Here is a 16,430-nt window from a genome sequence, read left to right on the forward strand (position 1 = left end):
CATCGGCGCATTACACTCTCTGGAAGGGATAGAAGTCGGTCCCAAGCTTCAGAATCGTCGTCAGTTCGTCCAGCGCGCCCCGGCTTTCGCTCAGCAGTTCGGGATCGGCCAGATCGGTCGGCCGCAGTGCGTCGCGGTACCAGCGTCCGGCCCAGTCCGACAGCCGCGCATGCAAGGCGCCGGTCAGCCGCATGGCGGGATTGGTCGCCGCCAGTTCAGCCTCGTTCAGCACGACCCGCAGACGCAAACAGGCCGGCCCGCCGCCGTTCCGCATCGACTGGCGCACATCGACATACTGGACCCGCCCGATGGGACCGTTCGAGGCGGCCAGGTCTTGCGCCACCGCATGACTGCGGGAATTGTCGCGGGTCTCGGTCGGACAGATCAGGGTCAGACGGTCTTCGCCCGGTATCTGGATCAGCATGGAGTTGAACAGATAGCTGCTGATCGCGTCGCCCAGCGGCAGGTCGGCAGACGACACCTCGACGAAGATCGGCTCGAACAGACCGTCCGCCGCACGGCGGATGGCGTCCTGCGTCCCTCCAGTGTCCTCGAACACCAGGTCGTGGAAGAACAGGGTCTCCAGCGCCCCGACGCAGACGACGTCGTTGTGGAAGGTGCCGCCGGCGATGGCGGCCTTGGACTGCTGGGCCAGGACCACGCCCGACGCCTCATGGCGGCGCGCGATCGCCTGCGACGCCTCGCGCGTCTGACGCGCCGGATAGAGGCCGTCCCAAGGCTCGAACGCCTCCCGCCCCCAGACCAGCAGATTGACGCCCGCCGCGCCATGTTCCGCGCACAGCCGCACATGGTTGGCCGCGCCCTCGTCGGCTAAATGCGCGACCGAGGGCAGGGCGTCGTGAACCGCGAACCGCGACGTGTCGGGAAACAGGGCGTCCAGCGCCCGCTTCGTCTGCTGATGCTCAAGCGACCGATGCAGGTTGGTGATCAGATTGGCGGGCGTGAAATGCACCCGGCCGTCGGCCGCGTCCGCGCTGGGCGTCACCGTCGCGGCGTTGGCGGCCCACATGGGCGAGGCCGAACAGGCGGCGGCGGCGAAGCTCGGCGCATCCTTCCACGCCCGCTCCAGCACATGGGCGTCCGATCCGGTGAAGCCCAGGCTCCGCAGAAAGGGGATGTTCGGCCGCTCGTGCGGCGGCAGGACAAACTGGGGCAGGCCCAGGTCCGCCAGGGTCTTCATCTTGTCGAGCCCCTGCAGCACGGCCGCCCGCGGATTCGACGCCTCGCCCTTGCTCAGGCTGGACGCCAGATTGCCCGGCGACAGACCGGCGTAGGAGTGGGTCGGCCCGATCAGGCCGTCGGCGTTGGCTTCGACGGCTTTCACGCTTCCCTCTCCCAGAGGGAGAGGGCTTGAGGCTCGCAGACCGCAGCGATGCGCTTGCCGAAAGGGTGAGGGGGTGCGGTGCGTCCCGTCGGACACCGTAACCCCTCACCCGACCGCGCCAGAACGACGGCTGCGCCGCCGTACGCGTTCTCCCTCTCCCTCTGGGAGAGGGTCATGATCTCAGTCCCTTGATCTCGCCCTCGATGTTCGCGACCGCATCGGCCTCGAAGCTCGCCACCGGGTAGGCGCAGTAGTCTGCCGCATAGTAGGCGCTTGGCCGGTGGTTCCCGCTGGCTCCCAGGCCGCCGAACGGCATGTCGCCCGCTGCACCCGTGGTCGGCCGGTTGAAGTTGACCACGCCCGCGCGGATGCGGCGGATGAAGTGGTCCCAGTTGGCCGGATCGTGGCTGACCAGGCCCGCCGACAAACCATAGCGGGTCGCATTGGCCGCTTGGATCGCGGCGTCGAAACTCGCGACGCGCGTCACCGACAGGAAGGGCGCGAACATCTCCTCGTCCGGCACGTCGATGCCGGTCACGTCGATGATGGCCGGCTTGACGAAGGCGCCGGGCAGGTTGGCCACCGGACCCGAGGCGCGGATGACCTTGGCCCCCATGTCGATCCGTTTCTGCAACGCCTTCAGCGCCGCCTCCGCCGCACGCGCCGAGATCAGCGGCCCGGCATAGGGTTCGGGGTCGCTGTCCCACGGACCGAACACCAGCCGGTCGGACAGGGCGGCGATAGCTTCGATGATGGCGTCGCCTTGCGGCCCTTCCCGCACGATCAGGCGACGGGCGCAGGAACAGCGTTGGCCGGTGGTGATGAAGGCGGACTGAACCGCGATCCCGGCCGCAGCCTCAGCGTTCGCCGCATCCCAGACCACCAGCGGATTGTTGCCGCCCAGTTCCAGCGCCAGGATGACGTGCGGATCGTCGGCGAACTTCCTGCGGAAATGTGCGCCTGCCGCGCCCGAACCGGTGAACATCAGGGCGTCGATCCCGGCGTCCAGCAGGGCCGCCCCCGTCTCGCGTCCGCCCTGAACCACATTGACCACGCCGGTCGGCAGGTCGGCGGCGGCGAAGGCCTCGGCCATCACCTGGCCGACCAGGGGCGTCTCTTCCGACGGCTTGAACACCACGGTGTCGCCCGCCAGCAGGGCCGGGACGATATGGCCGTTCGGCAGGTGTCCGGGGAAGTTGAACGGGCCCAGCACCGCCGCCACCCCGTGCGGGCGGTGACGCAGGGTCGCGCGGCCAAAGGCTGTGTCGGTCGACCGCTCGCCGGTGCGCTCGTCATAGGCGCGGATGGAGATGTCGACCTTGCCGATCATGGCGGCGGCCTCGGTCCTGGTCTCCCACAGCGGCTTGCCGGTCTCGCGGGCGATGGCCTCAGCGATCTGGGGCGCGCGGTCTTTCAAGACGGCCTGATAGCGTTTGACGCCCTCGATCCGCTCGGCGCGCGGCGCATCTGCCCAGGCGGGGAAGGCGGCGCGGGCGGCGTCCACGGCGGCCTGGACCTGGGCCGGACTGGCGGCTTCGCCCTCCCAGTTGGTGGCTTCGGTGGCGGGGTCGGTGGATTTGAATGTGGTCATGATTTCACGCGGACGGTGGCGCCGGCCTTGATCTTCAGCGCGGCGGCGGTTTCGGCGGTCAGGCGCACGATGTCGCCTTCGATGTCGGCTTTCGCCCGCACGGCCCGGAAGGCGGCGATGCTGTCGGTCGAGATCAGGGCCGGCAGTTCGGCCTCGACCGATCCGACGATCTCGACCGTCAGCCGACGCGCATCGCGCACCGTGCGGATGTTGTCGCGCCCGCATGAGACGGTCGGCCCGGCGTCGAAGATGTCCACCAACCCGTTGGGCCGAAAGCCCTCGCTCTCCAGCAGGGCCATGGCGGGCACCCCTTGTGGGTGCACCTTGCCGATCACCGCGCGGGCGGGTTCGGGCAGCAGCTCGGTATAGATCGGGTGGCGCGGCGCCAGGTCCAGGATGAACTGCTTGTCGGTCGATCCGCTCATCCGGTCGGCGTGGTCGAACTCCATCGGGAAGAATTTGTGCGCCACATGGTCCCAGAAGGGGCAGGCGCCGTCGGGCGTGAAGACCCCGCGCAACTCGGCCAGCACATTCTCGGCGAACAGTTCGGGCTGGGCTCCGATCAACATATAGCGCGACTGGCTCAGCAGCCGGCCCGCGCCGCCCTTTCTCCGATCTGCCTTCAGGAACAGCGATCCGACCTCGGTCCAGCCCGTGCATTCATTGACCAGCACCAGGGTCTGGTGATCCAGCTTGACCCCCAGCGACGGCGACGACGCCGTATTGTGGACCACCCGGAACGAGAAGAACGGTCGCTTCAGCCCCACCGTCGCCTTGACCGACCCGACCCCGTCGATGTCGCCGGTGTCGCCGTCTTCCAGCATCAGTGTGTACCAGGCCTCCTGCGGCGTGACCTGGCCCCGGAAACTGGTCTGGCTCAGTTCCAGTCGGTCGGACAGGGCGTCGGGGTCTTCGGGCAGGCTGGTGAAGCCGGGGCCTGACAGAATGGCCAGCTCCAGCAGGTGATCGAGATCGGCAGGGCCGGCAGGACGGACGACGAGCATTCTAGAGAGTTTCCATCCGCAGGGATTTCAGTTTGGCCGCGTCGATTTCGCCCGAGGCGATCTTGCACAGGATCAGGGCGCTCAGCTGGGCGCGTTCGACGAAGCTGTCGGGCCAGGCGAACTCCTGGTCCGAATGGATCTCGCCGCCCCGCACCCCCAGGGTGTCGATATTGGGCAGGCCGGCGGCATGCAGATTGTTGCCCTCGCAAACTCCGCCCGACGGCTTCCAGGCGATCGGCTGGCCCAGCAGGGCGCCGGCTTCCTTAACCGCCTCGAATAGGGCGGTCTGGGCCGCGTCCATCGGCTTGGGCGCACGGCTGAAGCCGCCGTGCAGGTCCAGGCTCAGCCCCTCGAACGGCGGCGCGGCGGCGATGGCCCGCACCGAGGCGTCGATCCAGTCCGCAGCGGCCTTGTCCGGGACGCGCACATTGAACCGCACCACCGCATTGTCGGCGACGACGTTCAGGGCCCCACCGCCGGAAATCTTGGCCACATTGACGGTGACGCCGTTATGTTGACCGTTCAGCCCATGCAGGGCGGCGGCGATGATGGCCGCGCCCGCCACCGCATTGCGGCCCTCTTCGAACGCCCGCCCGGCGTGGGCCGCGCGGCCCGTCACGATCAGATGATAGTTGCCGCTGCCCTTTCTGGCTCCCGCCAGCGTCCCGTCCGCCAGCGCGGGCTCATAGGTCAGCCCCACATGACCCCGCGCACCCAGCTCCGCCAGCAGCGGGGCCGAGGCCGGCGAGCCGATCTCCTCGTCGGGGCTCAGCAGCACGGTCCAGCCGACCCCGTGTTTGTCGGGATGGGTCTCGAATGCCTCCAGCGCGGCTAGCAGAACGCTGATCCCGCCCTTCATGTCTGCCACGCCGGGACCGTTCAGGGCGCCGTCCGACCGCGTCGTCACGGTCTGGAACCGGCTGTCGGCGGGAAAGACCGTATCGTAATGGCCGGTCAGCACGACTTGGATCGGCGCACTGGGTCGCGCAGTGATCTTCAGGGCGTCGGCATGGGCCTCGGTCCGCACCGATCCGTCGTCGGCGACACTGGTCGAGCCCTGCGTCGGGATACGCTCGACTGTGGCGGGCAGCGCGCGCGCCTCGGCCTCCAGCGCATCCAGCACGGCGTTCAAACCGGCGGCGTTTCGGCTGCCGGAGTTGATGTTGGCCCAGTCGATGGTGCGCCCGATGATGGCCTCGCGTCGCGCGGCGACGTGATCGAGGACGGCCTGGTCAGAGGTCAGAATCCGCATCGGCCGGACCCTAGACGCCCCGACCAGAAAGGTGAAGGTCGGGGTCTGTAAGTCATCGCCGATCACCGCTAGTTTCCGCGCGAACAGGGACGCGACATGACACGCACGACGATCGATCTATGGCTTCGGGCCATGAACCCACTGATCTTGCCGCGCGGCATGGCCGAGGCTCAGCGCTCGGCGCGGTCCATGGTGATCGGCCTGGGCATCGCCCTGATCGTCGGCTTGATCCCGACCTGGTGGATGTTCACCTCGGGCTGGTTCGAAACGGCGATGAGCGCCGAATACGCCCGCATGGGTCTGTCGTCGGATCAGGTCGCGATGCAGCGCGAGTTCATGAAGGTGATCTGGCCCTATGCCATCGGCTTCGGTGCGATCTTTTCCGTCCTGCTCTATGGCGTTCTTGCGGTGGTCCAATGGCGGATGATGACGCGCGCCATCCCGATCATCATGCTGGCCCTGATGGCCTATAGTCTCGTGGCCAATATGGGCATGCGGTTTCTGGGCACGATGCCGACGCCGGAACTGCCGCTGTGGATGCTCTTGACCACTTGGCCGGCCGCCGCCGTCTCGGCCGTCATCTACGTCGCGTCCCTGCAGGGCGCCATGCTGCTGCACCGCCTCAGGAACGAGCCCTGAATGACCGTCGTCATCTTCCACAATCCGAAATGCGGCACCTCGCGCAACGCCCTGGCTCTGCTGCGCGAGCAGGGCGTCGAACCGACTGTGGTCGAATACCTGAAGACCGGCTGGGATCGCGCGACGCTGGAGCGACTGGCGACCCGGACCGGCGTCGGCCTGGCGGGCCTGCTGCGCAAGAAGGAGGCCGACGCCGAGGCCCTGCTGGACGCCGGCGCCGACGACGACGCCATCCTAGCCGCCGCCATCGCCCAGCCGATCCTGATCGAACGGCCCATCGTCGAGACCGACAAGGGCGCCGTCATCGGCCGCCCGCCGCAGCGGGTGCTGGAGGTTCTCTAGCCGCCGCCGCGCCCTAGCGGGTGCGACGGCCCCGGTTCGGACGACGGTCGCCCGCTTCGCGGCTTTCGTGGCGCCAGCGGATGGACAGGCTGGTGTCGCCCTGACCGCCGAACTGCGAGGCCACGGCGATGTTGCGCCGGGGCTGCCACTCGACCTTGACCGCCGCGCCGTTCTGACCGCCGCCGATGACCTCCAGATAGACGTCGTCGGTGATGTAGCGCCCGCCCGCGACCGTGACCGCCGAGGCGTCGCCGCCGAAGGACAGCCGGTCCAGGCCCGCCAGTTCTCGCAGGTTGCCGATCACGTCGAACCCGCCGCCGCCCGCCAGGGCCGCAACCCCGGCCGCCAGCTGCGCCGCCTCGAAGGCAGAAAGCTGCGACGCCGACCGCCCGAACAGCACCTGCGACAGGATTTCGTCCTGGGGCAGGGAGGGGGTCGAAGTCAGGGCGATCTTCGGCTCGGCCGCCGTGCCCGTCACGTTGATGGAGGCGGTCAGGGCCGCATCCTCGCGCGTCGCCGCCAGGTTCAGCCGGATCTGCTTCGGATCGGTGGACAGGGTCACGCGTCCGGTGTCGTCGAACACGAACCGCTTGCCCGCGAACTCATAGTCGCCACGCACCACATTGGCCGTGCCGGTCAGTTGCGGCTGGGCGATCGTACCGCGCACCCGCGCATTGACGTCCAGCACCACGTTCAGACCACGCCCGTTGACCCGCACCTTGCCGCCGGTCGACCGCAGGGCGATGTCCATGCCGATCTGCGGGCCGCGCGCCTTCTGCTCGGTCTCGACGGGGTCGCCGCCGGGTCGGTTGATCTCGACCACGTCCATGGAAACGATGCCGGTGGCGCCGGGCAATTCCGGCTCGATCTTGGCCTCGTCGATGTCGATCCGGCCGCCCAACTGGATATTGCCGTCCGCACCTCGAACGATGGTGATCGGGCCCGAAGCCCGCGCCTCGGCGATATCGTTGTCGATGACGCGGAAGCGGCTCAGCGTGAGCTGCGCATTCGATCCCGATCCCTGGCGCAGGCCGATGCGGCCCTGGCCGGACACCGTGCCGCCCGACCCGTCGTTGGCCGTGAAGGTCTCGATTTGCGCGGTCGTGTCGTCGAACCGGGTCCGCAGGGTCATGTCGCCCAGCACCAGCCCCACCGCATTCTCGCGATAGCTGCCCTGGCTCAGGTCGAACCGGCCGTTCAGGCGCGGCGCGTTCAGGGTGCCGGCGAGGGTCGCCTGACCGTTGACTTGACCCGCCAGGCTGCGTTCGCCGCCCAGGAACAGGTCCCAGATCGGCTGGATCTGGCCGTTGATCGACACCCGGCCCGACATCTCGCGGGTCCGGGCGATAGCCAGGCGCAGCGGCGCGGCCGAGGCCTCGACCGGCAGGACCACATCGGCCGAGGCTTGAACCGCCCCCTCGTCCACGGCCGTCGCCTTGATGGTCAGCCGGTCGCCAGCCAGGGTGGCGTCCACCCGTCCGTCCACGGCCAGGCCGCGCGGCGCATCGATACTGCGCACGTTCTGCAGGGCGACGTTCGCCGTTCCCGACAGGTCGCTTCCAGCGCCGCGCATGGCCACCTGGCCCGTCACGCTGCCCCGCAGTTCCGGCGAGATCGACCCCAGGTCCACCTGCGTCAGGTCGGCTTGGACCGCGACTGTGCGCGCATCCTGGCGCAGGTCGGCCAGCAGCACGCCGCCGCCGACGCCCAGGTCCAGATGGGCCGTGCGGTTCGCGCCGTTCAGGGTGATCGAGGCCGGGCTACGGGTCGTGAAGGCCACCTCGCGCACCCGACCGCCGCCGCGCAGCGTCAGGCCGTGCGTCTCGTTCTGGCGCGAATAGACGCCCGTGCCGTTGAACTGGGCCGGCGTCGGCCCGCCCACGTCCAGCGCCAGGGTGAAGGGCAGGTTGTTCAGCGTGCCGCGTCCGTCCAGGTCCAGGGTACGGATGATCCAGCTCTGGCCCGCCAGCCGCACATTGCGCCCGCTGACGTCCAGGATGGCGCTGTCCGATCCGCCGCTGTCCGTCAGCCGGACCCGCCCATTGGCCTCGCCCGAGGCCAGGAAGGCCCCGGCGCGCGCCGTGAACGTCAGGTCCGCGCTGGACGGGATATTGTCCGACAGGGCGACGGCGCCCTTGGCCGTCACGCCGCCTGCATCCACGTCCAGATCACTCAGACGGATGCGCTTGCCGCCCAGGAAGAAGTTGCCCGAGGCGCGTGCGGGGCCATAGTTCGAGCCGCTGACGACCGTGATCCGGCCGTCCGAAGCGTCCGCGCCCTTGCGGAAGCTCAGCGTCAGGTCTGCATTATTCAGCGTCAGCGCGCCGGCCGTCACCTGCTGGAAGCCGGCGGTCAGATCGACGCGCGGCTGGGACAGGGTGCCGGTCAGTGCGCCGCGTCCGTTCATGTCGCCGCCGATCTCGACCGGCCCGGCCGCGAACGGCCCCCGCGCGTTCCAGTCCAGCGCCAGCCTCAGATCGCCCGCCGTCTCGATGATGCCCTTGGCGCCTGCGCGACCGGCCGCGCCGGTCAGTTCGCCGCGCTCGATCTCGATCCGGCCGCCGTTCAACTGGCCGGCCAGTTGCAGGCGGGGCGTCTTGCCCAGCAGGCGATCCAGCTCGGCCATGCCGATGGTCAGGTTCCGGCCCCGCCCGTCGAAGTTCAGCACCCAGGGGGCGCCTGTCCGCGCAGACGACGCCCGGATTGGCCCGCCGAAGGCGCCGCGCGCCTCGGGCAGCACGCGCGAGGCGTCGGTCAGTTGCGCGGTCCCGCGGAAGCTCATCCCGCCCAGCAGGTTGCGCGAGCCCGATCCGTTCAGCGTCAGGCCCTGGCCCTGAAGATCGACCTTCTCCAGCAGTATGGCGCCGTCCTTCATCCGCGCCGCCTGCATCTGCACGCGCGGCGCCGAACCCAGCAGGCCGCCGATGATGCCTTCACCCGACCCGCCGTTGGCGCGGATGTCGCCGTCGAAGTCCATGCGGCCGTTCTTGACAGCGACGTTCAGCGGCCCGGCGATACGGGTCGCGCGATAGCTGGCGAGGTTGGCGTTCAGCAACGTGGCCTGACCGTTCAGGCTCCAGGTCTGGGCGTCGCCCTTGAACAGGCCGGAATAGGCGGCCGGCCCGGCGACGTCGGACCCCACCAGTCGGCTCAGCGACGCGGTCTGGATGTTCAAGGTGATCCCATCCGGCGAACTCCGATCCGAGTTGCGGATCAGTCCGCGCGCTTCGGACTGGACGTTGTCGGAGATCAGCTTCCAAGCCACGCCCTGGCTGGCCTTGTCAGGCGTCGGAACCATGGCGAAGCCAAACCGCGCTGTGCGGCCGATGCGGGTGACGAACGGTTCCAGCAGGTCCGAGCCGCTGAAGTCGGCGAAGCCCGCGACGCGTGATCCCTTGTCGCCGAAATGGCCTTGGACGATCAGGGGGACGAATTGCCCCGTTTGGACGCGGGCGTTGACGACATCGGCGTTCAGCACCGCGACCGCCGAGAACGGCTGGTCGGGCGAATAGCCCAAGGCGCCAGCCAGCGGCCCGCCCTGCACCTCATTGGCGCGCAGGTTCAGGCGCGTGTCTTCCAGCTTGCCGCCGAAGGTCGCGGCCAGGCGCAGATAGTCGCCGGGCCGGTTCAGGCTGTCGGCGTTGACGGTCGCACTCTTTGCCCCGGTGCGCGGCAGGCTGGCGTCGCCCGACAGGCTCCAGCGGCCGTACTCTTTGGAGAAGCCTTCCATCAGTTCGATATTGGCCGAGAACTTGTCGATCCGAACCGAGATCGGCTGCGGGCTGGGCGGTTCGCCGCTGGGCGGTTCGACCACGGGCCGGCGCAGGACGCGGACGGTCTCGGCCTTGATGTCGTTGGCGTGGAAGCTGCGACCCACCAGCGCCAGATAGGACCAATCCATGCTGAGGTTGTTCGCCTCCAGCCAGACCCCTTGGCTATCGGCCAGGGTGATGCGGTCGATGCTGAAATCACTCAGCAGATCGCCCTTAAGCCCATAGACCTTCAGCCGACCATAGCGGCTTATCTTCAGGTCCTGCAGCCGTTGCAGCACCATCTCGCGACCGCCGTCCGAGGCGATGTAGTAGCGCCCGCCCACCAGAGCGGCGGCGATCAGCACCAGCAGACCCGCGAGGATCGCGCCCGCGATCAGGGCGATGCGTTTGACCAGCCCACGACGCGGTTTTGCGGGCCGCGCGGCCTTGGTCGGCGTCGTCTCTTGCGACGTGGTTTCGGGCGGCGTGGCTTCAGGCGGTGTGTCGGTCAAAACGCCTGCCCGATGCTGATGTAGATCTGGAAGGCCGAGTCGCCTTCACTCTTGTTCAGGGGCATCGCCACGTCCGCCCGGATCGGCCCGAACGGCAGCATGTAGCGCACGCCCACGCCCGCACCGTAGCGCATGTTGGTCAGGTTCGGCGTCTCCTGAAAGCCCACCGAGCCGGCGTCCACGAAGGCGACGGCCTGGAAGCTCTGGCCGATCGACTGGCGCACCTCGAACGAGGTCTCGAACAGCGACAGACCCCCACGCGGCGTTCCGTCCGGTAGCTGCGGATTGACGCCCTGATAGGAGTAGCCTCGCACCGACCCGCCGCCGCCGGAATAGAACAGGCGGTCCGCCGGCACGTTCAGCTCGCTGCCGCCGACGATGGACCCGATCTTCATGCGTCCAGCCAGAATGGTGCGGTCACCGGCCACCGGGAAATAGGCCGTCCCTTGCGTTTCGGTGCGCAGGAACAAGATGTTGCTCTCACCCGTCACCGCCGTCGGCTGCACCGCCAGATTGACGCGCCAGCCCTTGGTCGGGTTCAGCGGATCGTTGGAATGATCGATATAGGCGCTGGTCCGCGCGGTGATGATCGCCAGGTCGCGGTCGAAGGTTACGCGTTGTGGGGGCAGGGTGGTGAAGTCGTAGCGCGTCTCGCTGTAGCGCCCCGCATCCAGCCCGATGCCGTAGTTGAAATAGGAGGTCTTGCCGATCCGCTGCTGCAGGTCGGCATAGAGGACTAGGGCGGTGCGCAGATAGGCGTCGGTATCCTCGTTAACCACCGCCGCGCCCAGCTTCAGCGTCCGGCCGGGCCGGCGCCAATGGGGCAGGGACAGGTCGGCGCCGATCCGGCTGTCGATGTCCGCCAGCCGCGCTTCCAGCCGCAGGGTGTCGGCCCGTCCGAACCGGTTGTAGCGCGTCTGGATCACGTCCACCCCGGCGCCTTCGGCCGTGGACCAGGTGGCGCCCGCTTCCAGCACGCGGCGCGGCCGGTCTTGCAGGCTGACGATCACGGGACGCAGGCCGTCTGCCGTAATCTGATCCTGGGGCGACAGGGCCACGCCGATGCCGTCATAGACGCCGGTGTCCAGCAGCCGGCGCTCCAACTCGGCGACCTGATCGGGGTCGAAGCGGTCGCCTTCTTTCCAGGGCGCCAGGCCCGCGACCCAGTCGGGATTGGTCCGACCGCGCGTGGACAGGCGAACGCCGTCCAGCCGCACCAGAGCGCCCGAATCAATGCGATATTCCGGCGCGACGGTGAAGGCGGCATGGTCCACCACGACCCGGCGCGGATTGGCCTTGGCGTCGGCGTAGCCGTCGCGCACCAGGGCCGCGACCAACCGTCCTTCGCCCGAGATGACATCCACCGCGCGGCCGGGATCGCCGGCCTTCAGGGCGATGGCGGTCTTGGCCTTGTCCGCCGCCTCGGCTTCGGGCGCGGGGTCGACCCACTGAATGGTCGGATCGGTCAGCAGGAAGCGGCGACCCGGTTGGACCGAGACGATGGCGATCGGGGTCTCCTCGCCCTCGACGATGTCTTCCACGACCGGCTGGTAATAGGCTTCCGAGCGCAGCAGGGCGGTGGCCGAGGTCACTGCGCTTTCGGCACGACGGCGGGCCTCGAACCGGCTGGCCGGCGTCCCATCGACCTCGCCCACGGCCCGCTCCAGCATGCGGCGCAGTTCGGCGTCCATGTCGCCCCGGATCTGGGCGCGGGGGTCCGCCGCCGCCGCATGGGCGCAGGCCGAAAAGGCCGCAAGGGTCGCGACCAGCAGGTTAGGCCTGAACGTCAAACTCGATCTCTCGTCAAAACTACGCCCCCCGGCAAACCTGACCCTCTTAGTAGAACAGGGTCTCGCTCTCGGGTTGGACCGTCTGTTCCGACGTGCGTTCATCGGGCGGAAGGCTGCTGGACGGCGGGGGCGTGGGGGTCGTGTCATGCACCTCAGGCGGAGGCGGGGGGACTTCTTCCTTGACGGGAGGCGGCGCCGTCTCGACCGGCATCTCACGATAATCGTCGTCCGACCGCGACGGCCGATCGTCGCAGGCCGAGAGCGCAAGCACGCTCAACGCAGCGGCGGCCAGAACGAATGTCGAGCGTGTCATGGAAAGTCCCCGGGTCTTCGCCGATGCAACGCCTGTGGCGCTAAGCCGTTCCCTTAGCGCTGAAAACTCCGCCGGTCATCCCGCGTGATCGGACCATTTTGTGACCATTTGCTTCAGCGTCAGCTCAGACTTGGGGCCGGGCTCCGCCGCCTTGCCGTCGAACAGAGGCGCCGGTCGCGGCAGGCCGTCCTGAAACGTCCCTCTGGCCTGATTGTGCGGATGGTCGGGCGCCTCGGCCAGGCTGAGCACCGGCGTGACACAGGCCTCGGTTCCAGCGAAATGGGCGCTCCAGTCGTCGCGGTCGCGCGTCGCGAACAGAGCGGAGAACCGGCCCTGCAAGGTTGACCAGGCGGTGATATCATACTGAACCGCCTCGCCCGGATCGATATCCAGCCCGGCTAGCAGGGCGGCATAGAAGCGCGGCTCCAGCGCCGCCACCGCCACGAAGCCGCCGTCGCGACAGGCGTAGCAGCGATAGAAGGGTGCGCCCCCGTCCAGCAGATTGGCCCCGCGCCGCTCGCTCCACATCCCCTGACCGCGCAGCGCCTGGAACAGTCCGCCCAGCAGGGCCGCGCCGTCGGTCATTGCCGCATCCACCACGCGACCCCGCCCGGTGGTCCTGGCCTCCACCAGCGTCGCCAGCACGCCGACCACCAGCAGCATGGCCCCGCCGCCATAGTCTCCAACCAGGTTCAGCGGCGGGGAGGGCGGACGATCCGCCTCGCCCATGGCGTGCAGCACGCCGGACAGTCCGATGTAATTCAGGTCATGCCCCACCGCATTCGCCAGCGGTCCCGTCTGGCCCCAGCCCGTCACTCGACCGAACACCAGTGCGGGCTTCCTCGCCTGCAACAACTCCGGCCCATAGCCCAGCCGCTCCATCACGCCGGGCCTGAACCCTTCGATCACGGCATCCGCCCCATCGATCAGCGTCAGAATACGCTCGCGATCGTCAGGCGATTTCAGATCGACCGGCACGGCGATCCGCCCCCGATGCAGCACCGCACCGCCCACCTCGTCGAACACCGCAGCCCCTGCCGAGGCGTCGCGCGTCAACCGCACCACCTCCGCCCCCAGGTCCGCCAGCATCATCCCGGCGAAGGTGACCGGCCCCAGGCCGTCGAATTCGATGATACGGACGCCATTTAACGGTTGCATGCCACATGAGTAGCAGACCGGGTCTTGACCGGAAGGCCGGATTACAACAGAAGGCGCCCTTCGACGGCTCGGGCCAGCCCGGACGTCGCGCGGTGCGCCCTTAGCTCAGTTGGTTAGAGCATCTGACTTTTAATCAGAGGGTCCTCGGTTCGAGCCCGAGAGGGCGTACCATTTAAAGCCCGCTTCGGCGGGCTTTTTGCTGTCTGGAGCCGGACGTCAGTTCAGGGAATCGCGCATCGCCCCGGCCGGATCGGCTTTGGCGCCGACCTCGGCCGCCGCGAGATGTTTCGACAGGGCCGCGACCAGGGCGGGCAGTTGCAGCGGCTTGGCCAGGTGATCGTCCATGCCGGCCTCGCGGCACAGGGCGATCTGGTCCGGCTGGACGTTGGCGGACAGGGCGATGATCGCGAGGCGACGGCCGGTTCCCTGTTCCAGGCGCCTGATCTCCCGCGTCGCCGTCAGCCCGTCCATGACCGGCATCTGCATGTCCATCAGGACCACGTCGTAGGTCTTGGACTGAACCGCATGAACGGCCTCGGCGCCATCACAGGCGGTCGTCACCTCAAGTCCCAGGCCGCTGAGGATGACATTGATCAGCTCGCGGTTGGCCGGCGAATCGTCCGCCACCAGGATCCGACCTTCGGGCATGGCGGAGAGTTGCGAGCTTTCCGTCTGCGTCTCCCCATCCGCGATCAGGAGGGGAGCCGTCAGATGGAAGGTCGAGCCCTGGCCCGGCTGGCTGGAAACCAGGATATCGCCGCCCATCGCCCGCGCCAGCCTGCGCGAGATCGCCAGTCCCAGGCCCGTGCCGCCATACAGCCGCGTCGTCGAGCGGTCCGCCTGCGAGAAGCGTTCGAACAGATGGGCCACGTTTTCCGGGCTCATGCCGATGCCCGTGTCCGTCACCGCCGCCGTCAACCGCCACACGCCGTCATCGCCCTGATCGCCGCCCAGCGACAGGCCCACCGAGCCCTTGGAGGTAAACTTCACGGCGTTGCCCAGCAGGTTCAGCAGAATCTGCCGCAACCGCGCCTCGTCGCCCATCAGGCACGACGGCAGGTCCGGCGCCAGCTCGACCTGGAGCGACAAGCCCTTGGCGAGGCATTGCGCCTCCATCATCTGGGCCGTCTCCCGCGCCAGGGCGACCGGATCGAACGGCTGGGGCTCCAGCTCGATTGCGCCGGCCTCCAACTTGGAATAATCCAGCACGTCGTTGATTACCGACAACAGCGCCTCGCTGGCGGTGGCGATCCGTGCGACATAGCCGCGTTCCTCGTCAGGCAGGGCCTGGCTGGCCTTCAGCAGGTTGGAAAAACCGATAACGCTGGTCAGGGGTGTGCGCAGCTCATGGCTCATGTTGGCCAGGAACTCGCTCTTGGCCGCCGCCGCCGCCTCGGCGCGATCCCTGGCTTCCAGCAGTTCGTCGGCCAGAACCTTGCGGTCGGTCATGTCGCGGATGACGGCGACGGCTTCCGAAGGTTCACCCGGCTTCGCGGCCAATGCGCGGAAGGTGCATTCGACCCAGACGGTGGAGCCGTCGCGGTGGACCGCGCGGTGTTCCAACCGGCATTGCTTGCCGGTGTGCATGGTTTCCAGCACCGACCGGGCCACCCGCTCCTGATCGTCGGGGTGGATATAGTCCAGCGCCGTGCCGCTCATCTCCTCGTATGTCCAGCCCAGGAGAGCCTCGATGGCCGGCGAGATGTATTTGCTGCTGCCGTCAGGGCGGATGCGGGTGATGACGTCGCCGATATTGTCGGCCAGCAGCCGATAGCGCGCCTCGTTACGCTTGGCCTGGGCGATCTGGTTCTGTTGGTCGGTGATGTCCTGGAAGACGCCATAGAGCGCGCTCACGACGCCCGCATCGTCGCGCTCAGCCCGTGCCTGGGTCAGGACAGTCCGCTCTTCGCCGTCCGCGCGGATCAGCCGAAGGCGGCGATCACAGCCTTCGCCCGTCGCTGCGGTGTTCTCGATGGCGGCCAGCAATTCGGCGCGATCTTCGGGATGGTAAAAATCGACGGCGTTGTCGAGGTGAGGATCGAAGCTGTCACGGTCGAGCCCGTGAATGCGAAACACCGCGTCCGACCAGTGAACGGCGCCGCTGGCTAGATCCAGTCGCCAATTTCCGACTTCGGCCATCTGTTCGACCATCTGCAGGGCGCCGTACCGCTCCTCACTGATCCGGCTGACGTCCAGAGCGGCGATGATGTCTTCGGCCATCCGGCCCAGCGTCTTCAGCGTGGCCATGTCCGCGTCCGATGGATGCGCGCGGGGCTGGCGGTCCATCACGCCGAAGGCGCCGATAGGCTGCCCGTCCGGTCCGCAGATCGTCACACCGGCGTAGAAACGCAGATTGTGGGGCGGGTCGACCAGGAAATGATTGCGGGCGACGGGATCGGCCAGGCCGTCCTCCACCACCATGACGGCGCCCGCGCCCTGCTGCACGAGGCGGTCGCCCAAGGTTTTTTCGCGCGGCGTCGTCTGGACGATCGTGCAGTCGCTGCACCAGAGCATGGCGTTGGCGCCGGTGATCAGGGTGACGACGGCCGTCGGCGTATCGAACAGCCGGCACGCCAGTTCCGTAAGGCGCTGAAACGGGCCTGCGGGTGCGTTCAGGGCTTCGAGGCTCTTGGCGACATAGGGCACGGGGGACTCCAACGACGGCGCTCAGAATGGCATCGATCAGAGAATTCTTTGTTACCGATATGCTAAATAGCCAAGCTTTGATTGCA

11 protein-coding genes and 1 tRNA gene are annotated in these 16,430 nt (G+C 68.1%); 3 read left to right on the forward strand and 9 right to left on the reverse strand.

The window, feature by feature from the left end; translation table 11 throughout:
- Nucleotides 1–10: 10 nt before the first annotated feature.
- From astB to CHRYSEO8AT_RS12470, 4 genes are all read right to left on the reverse strand, one after another.
- Nucleotides 11–1,345 (reverse strand): N-succinylarginine dihydrolase, encoded by a 1,335-nt coding sequence (gene astB / locus CHRYSEO8AT_RS12455; RefSeq protein ID WP_159850472.1) that lies wholly within the window; start codon nt 1,343–1,345, stop codon nt 11–13.
- A gap of 172 nt (nt 1,346–1,517) precedes the next feature.
- Nucleotides 1,518–2,936: a succinylglutamate-semialdehyde dehydrogenase gene (astD, locus tag CHRYSEO8AT_RS12460; protein ID WP_159850474.1), complete on the reverse strand. Its 1,419-nt coding sequence runs from the start codon at nt 2,934–2,936 to the stop codon at nt 1,518–1,520.
- Nucleotides 2,933–3,940 (reverse strand): arginine N-succinyltransferase, encoded by a 1,008-nt coding sequence (locus CHRYSEO8AT_RS12465; RefSeq protein WP_159850476.1) that lies wholly within the window; start codon nt 3,938–3,940, stop codon nt 2,933–2,935. Before CHRYSEO8AT_RS12465 ends, astD begins: the two co-directional genes overlap by 4 nt.
- Before the next feature lies 1 nt (nt 3,941).
- A complete protein-coding gene (locus tag CHRYSEO8AT_RS12470) occupies nt 3,942–5,192 on the reverse strand; it encodes a hydrolase (protein ID WP_159850478.1) in 1,251 nt (416 codons plus the stop codon).
- Between the two features lie 132 nt (nt 5,193–5,324).
- On the opposite strand from CHRYSEO8AT_RS12470, the gene CHRYSEO8AT_RS12475 reads away from it, so the two are divergent.
- Nucleotides 5,325–5,831: a hypothetical protein gene (locus CHRYSEO8AT_RS12475; protein ID WP_159850480.1), complete on the forward strand. Its 507-nt coding sequence runs from the start codon at nt 5,325–5,327 to the stop codon at nt 5,829–5,831.
- Nucleotides 5,832–6,173 (forward strand): arsenate reductase (glutaredoxin), encoded by a 342-nt coding sequence (gene arsC / locus CHRYSEO8AT_RS12480; RefSeq protein WP_159850483.1) that lies wholly within the window; start codon nt 5,832–5,834, stop codon nt 6,171–6,173.
- Between the two features lie 13 nt (nt 6,174–6,186).
- On the opposite strand, the gene CHRYSEO8AT_RS12485 is transcribed toward arsC, so the two are convergent.
- The 4 genes from CHRYSEO8AT_RS12485 to CHRYSEO8AT_RS12500 form a co-directional block, all read right to left on the reverse strand.
- Nucleotides 6,187–10,437: a translocation/assembly module TamB domain-containing protein gene (locus CHRYSEO8AT_RS12485; protein ID WP_159850485.1), complete on the reverse strand. Its 4,251-nt coding sequence runs from the start codon at nt 10,435–10,437 to the stop codon at nt 6,187–6,189.
- Nucleotides 10,434–12,227 (reverse strand): autotransporter assembly complex family protein, encoded by a 1,794-nt coding sequence (locus CHRYSEO8AT_RS12490; protein ID WP_159850487.1) that lies wholly within the window; start codon nt 12,225–12,227, stop codon nt 10,434–10,436. Before CHRYSEO8AT_RS12490 ends, CHRYSEO8AT_RS12485 begins: the two co-directional genes overlap by 4 nt.
- Before the next feature lie 46 nt (nt 12,228–12,273).
- Nucleotides 12,274–12,540 carry a hypothetical protein gene (locus tag CHRYSEO8AT_RS12495; RefSeq protein ID WP_159850489.1) on the reverse strand — a complete coding sequence of 89 codons (267 nt, stop codon included), beginning with the start codon at nt 12,538–12,540 and terminating at the stop codon, nt 12,274–12,276.
- 75 nt (nt 12,541–12,615) lie between these two features.
- Nucleotides 12,616–13,698 carry a CaiB/BaiF CoA-transferase family protein gene (locus CHRYSEO8AT_RS12500; RefSeq protein ID WP_159850491.1) on the reverse strand — a complete coding sequence of 361 codons (1,083 nt, stop codon included), beginning with the start codon at nt 13,696–13,698 and terminating at the stop codon, nt 12,616–12,618.
- 94 nt (nt 13,699–13,792) lie between these two features.
- Here CHRYSEO8AT_RS12500 and CHRYSEO8AT_RS12505 point away from each other — a divergent pair.
- Nucleotides 13,793–13,869 (forward strand) — tRNA-Lys (locus tag CHRYSEO8AT_RS12505).
- A gap of 45 nt (nt 13,870–13,914) precedes the next feature.
- Here CHRYSEO8AT_RS12505 and CHRYSEO8AT_RS12510 read toward each other — a convergent pair.
- Nucleotides 13,915–16,344 carry a PAS domain-containing protein gene (locus CHRYSEO8AT_RS12510; protein WP_159850493.1) on the reverse strand — a complete coding sequence of 810 codons (2,430 nt, stop codon included), beginning with the start codon at nt 16,342–16,344 and terminating at the stop codon, nt 13,915–13,917.
- Nucleotides 16,345–16,430 lie beyond the last annotated feature (86 nt).

Origin of the sequence: Brevundimonas sp. G8, assembly GCF_902506205.1 — a bacterium.
Classification (GTDB): Bacteria; Pseudomonadota; Alphaproteobacteria; order Caulobacterales; family Caulobacteraceae; genus Brevundimonas.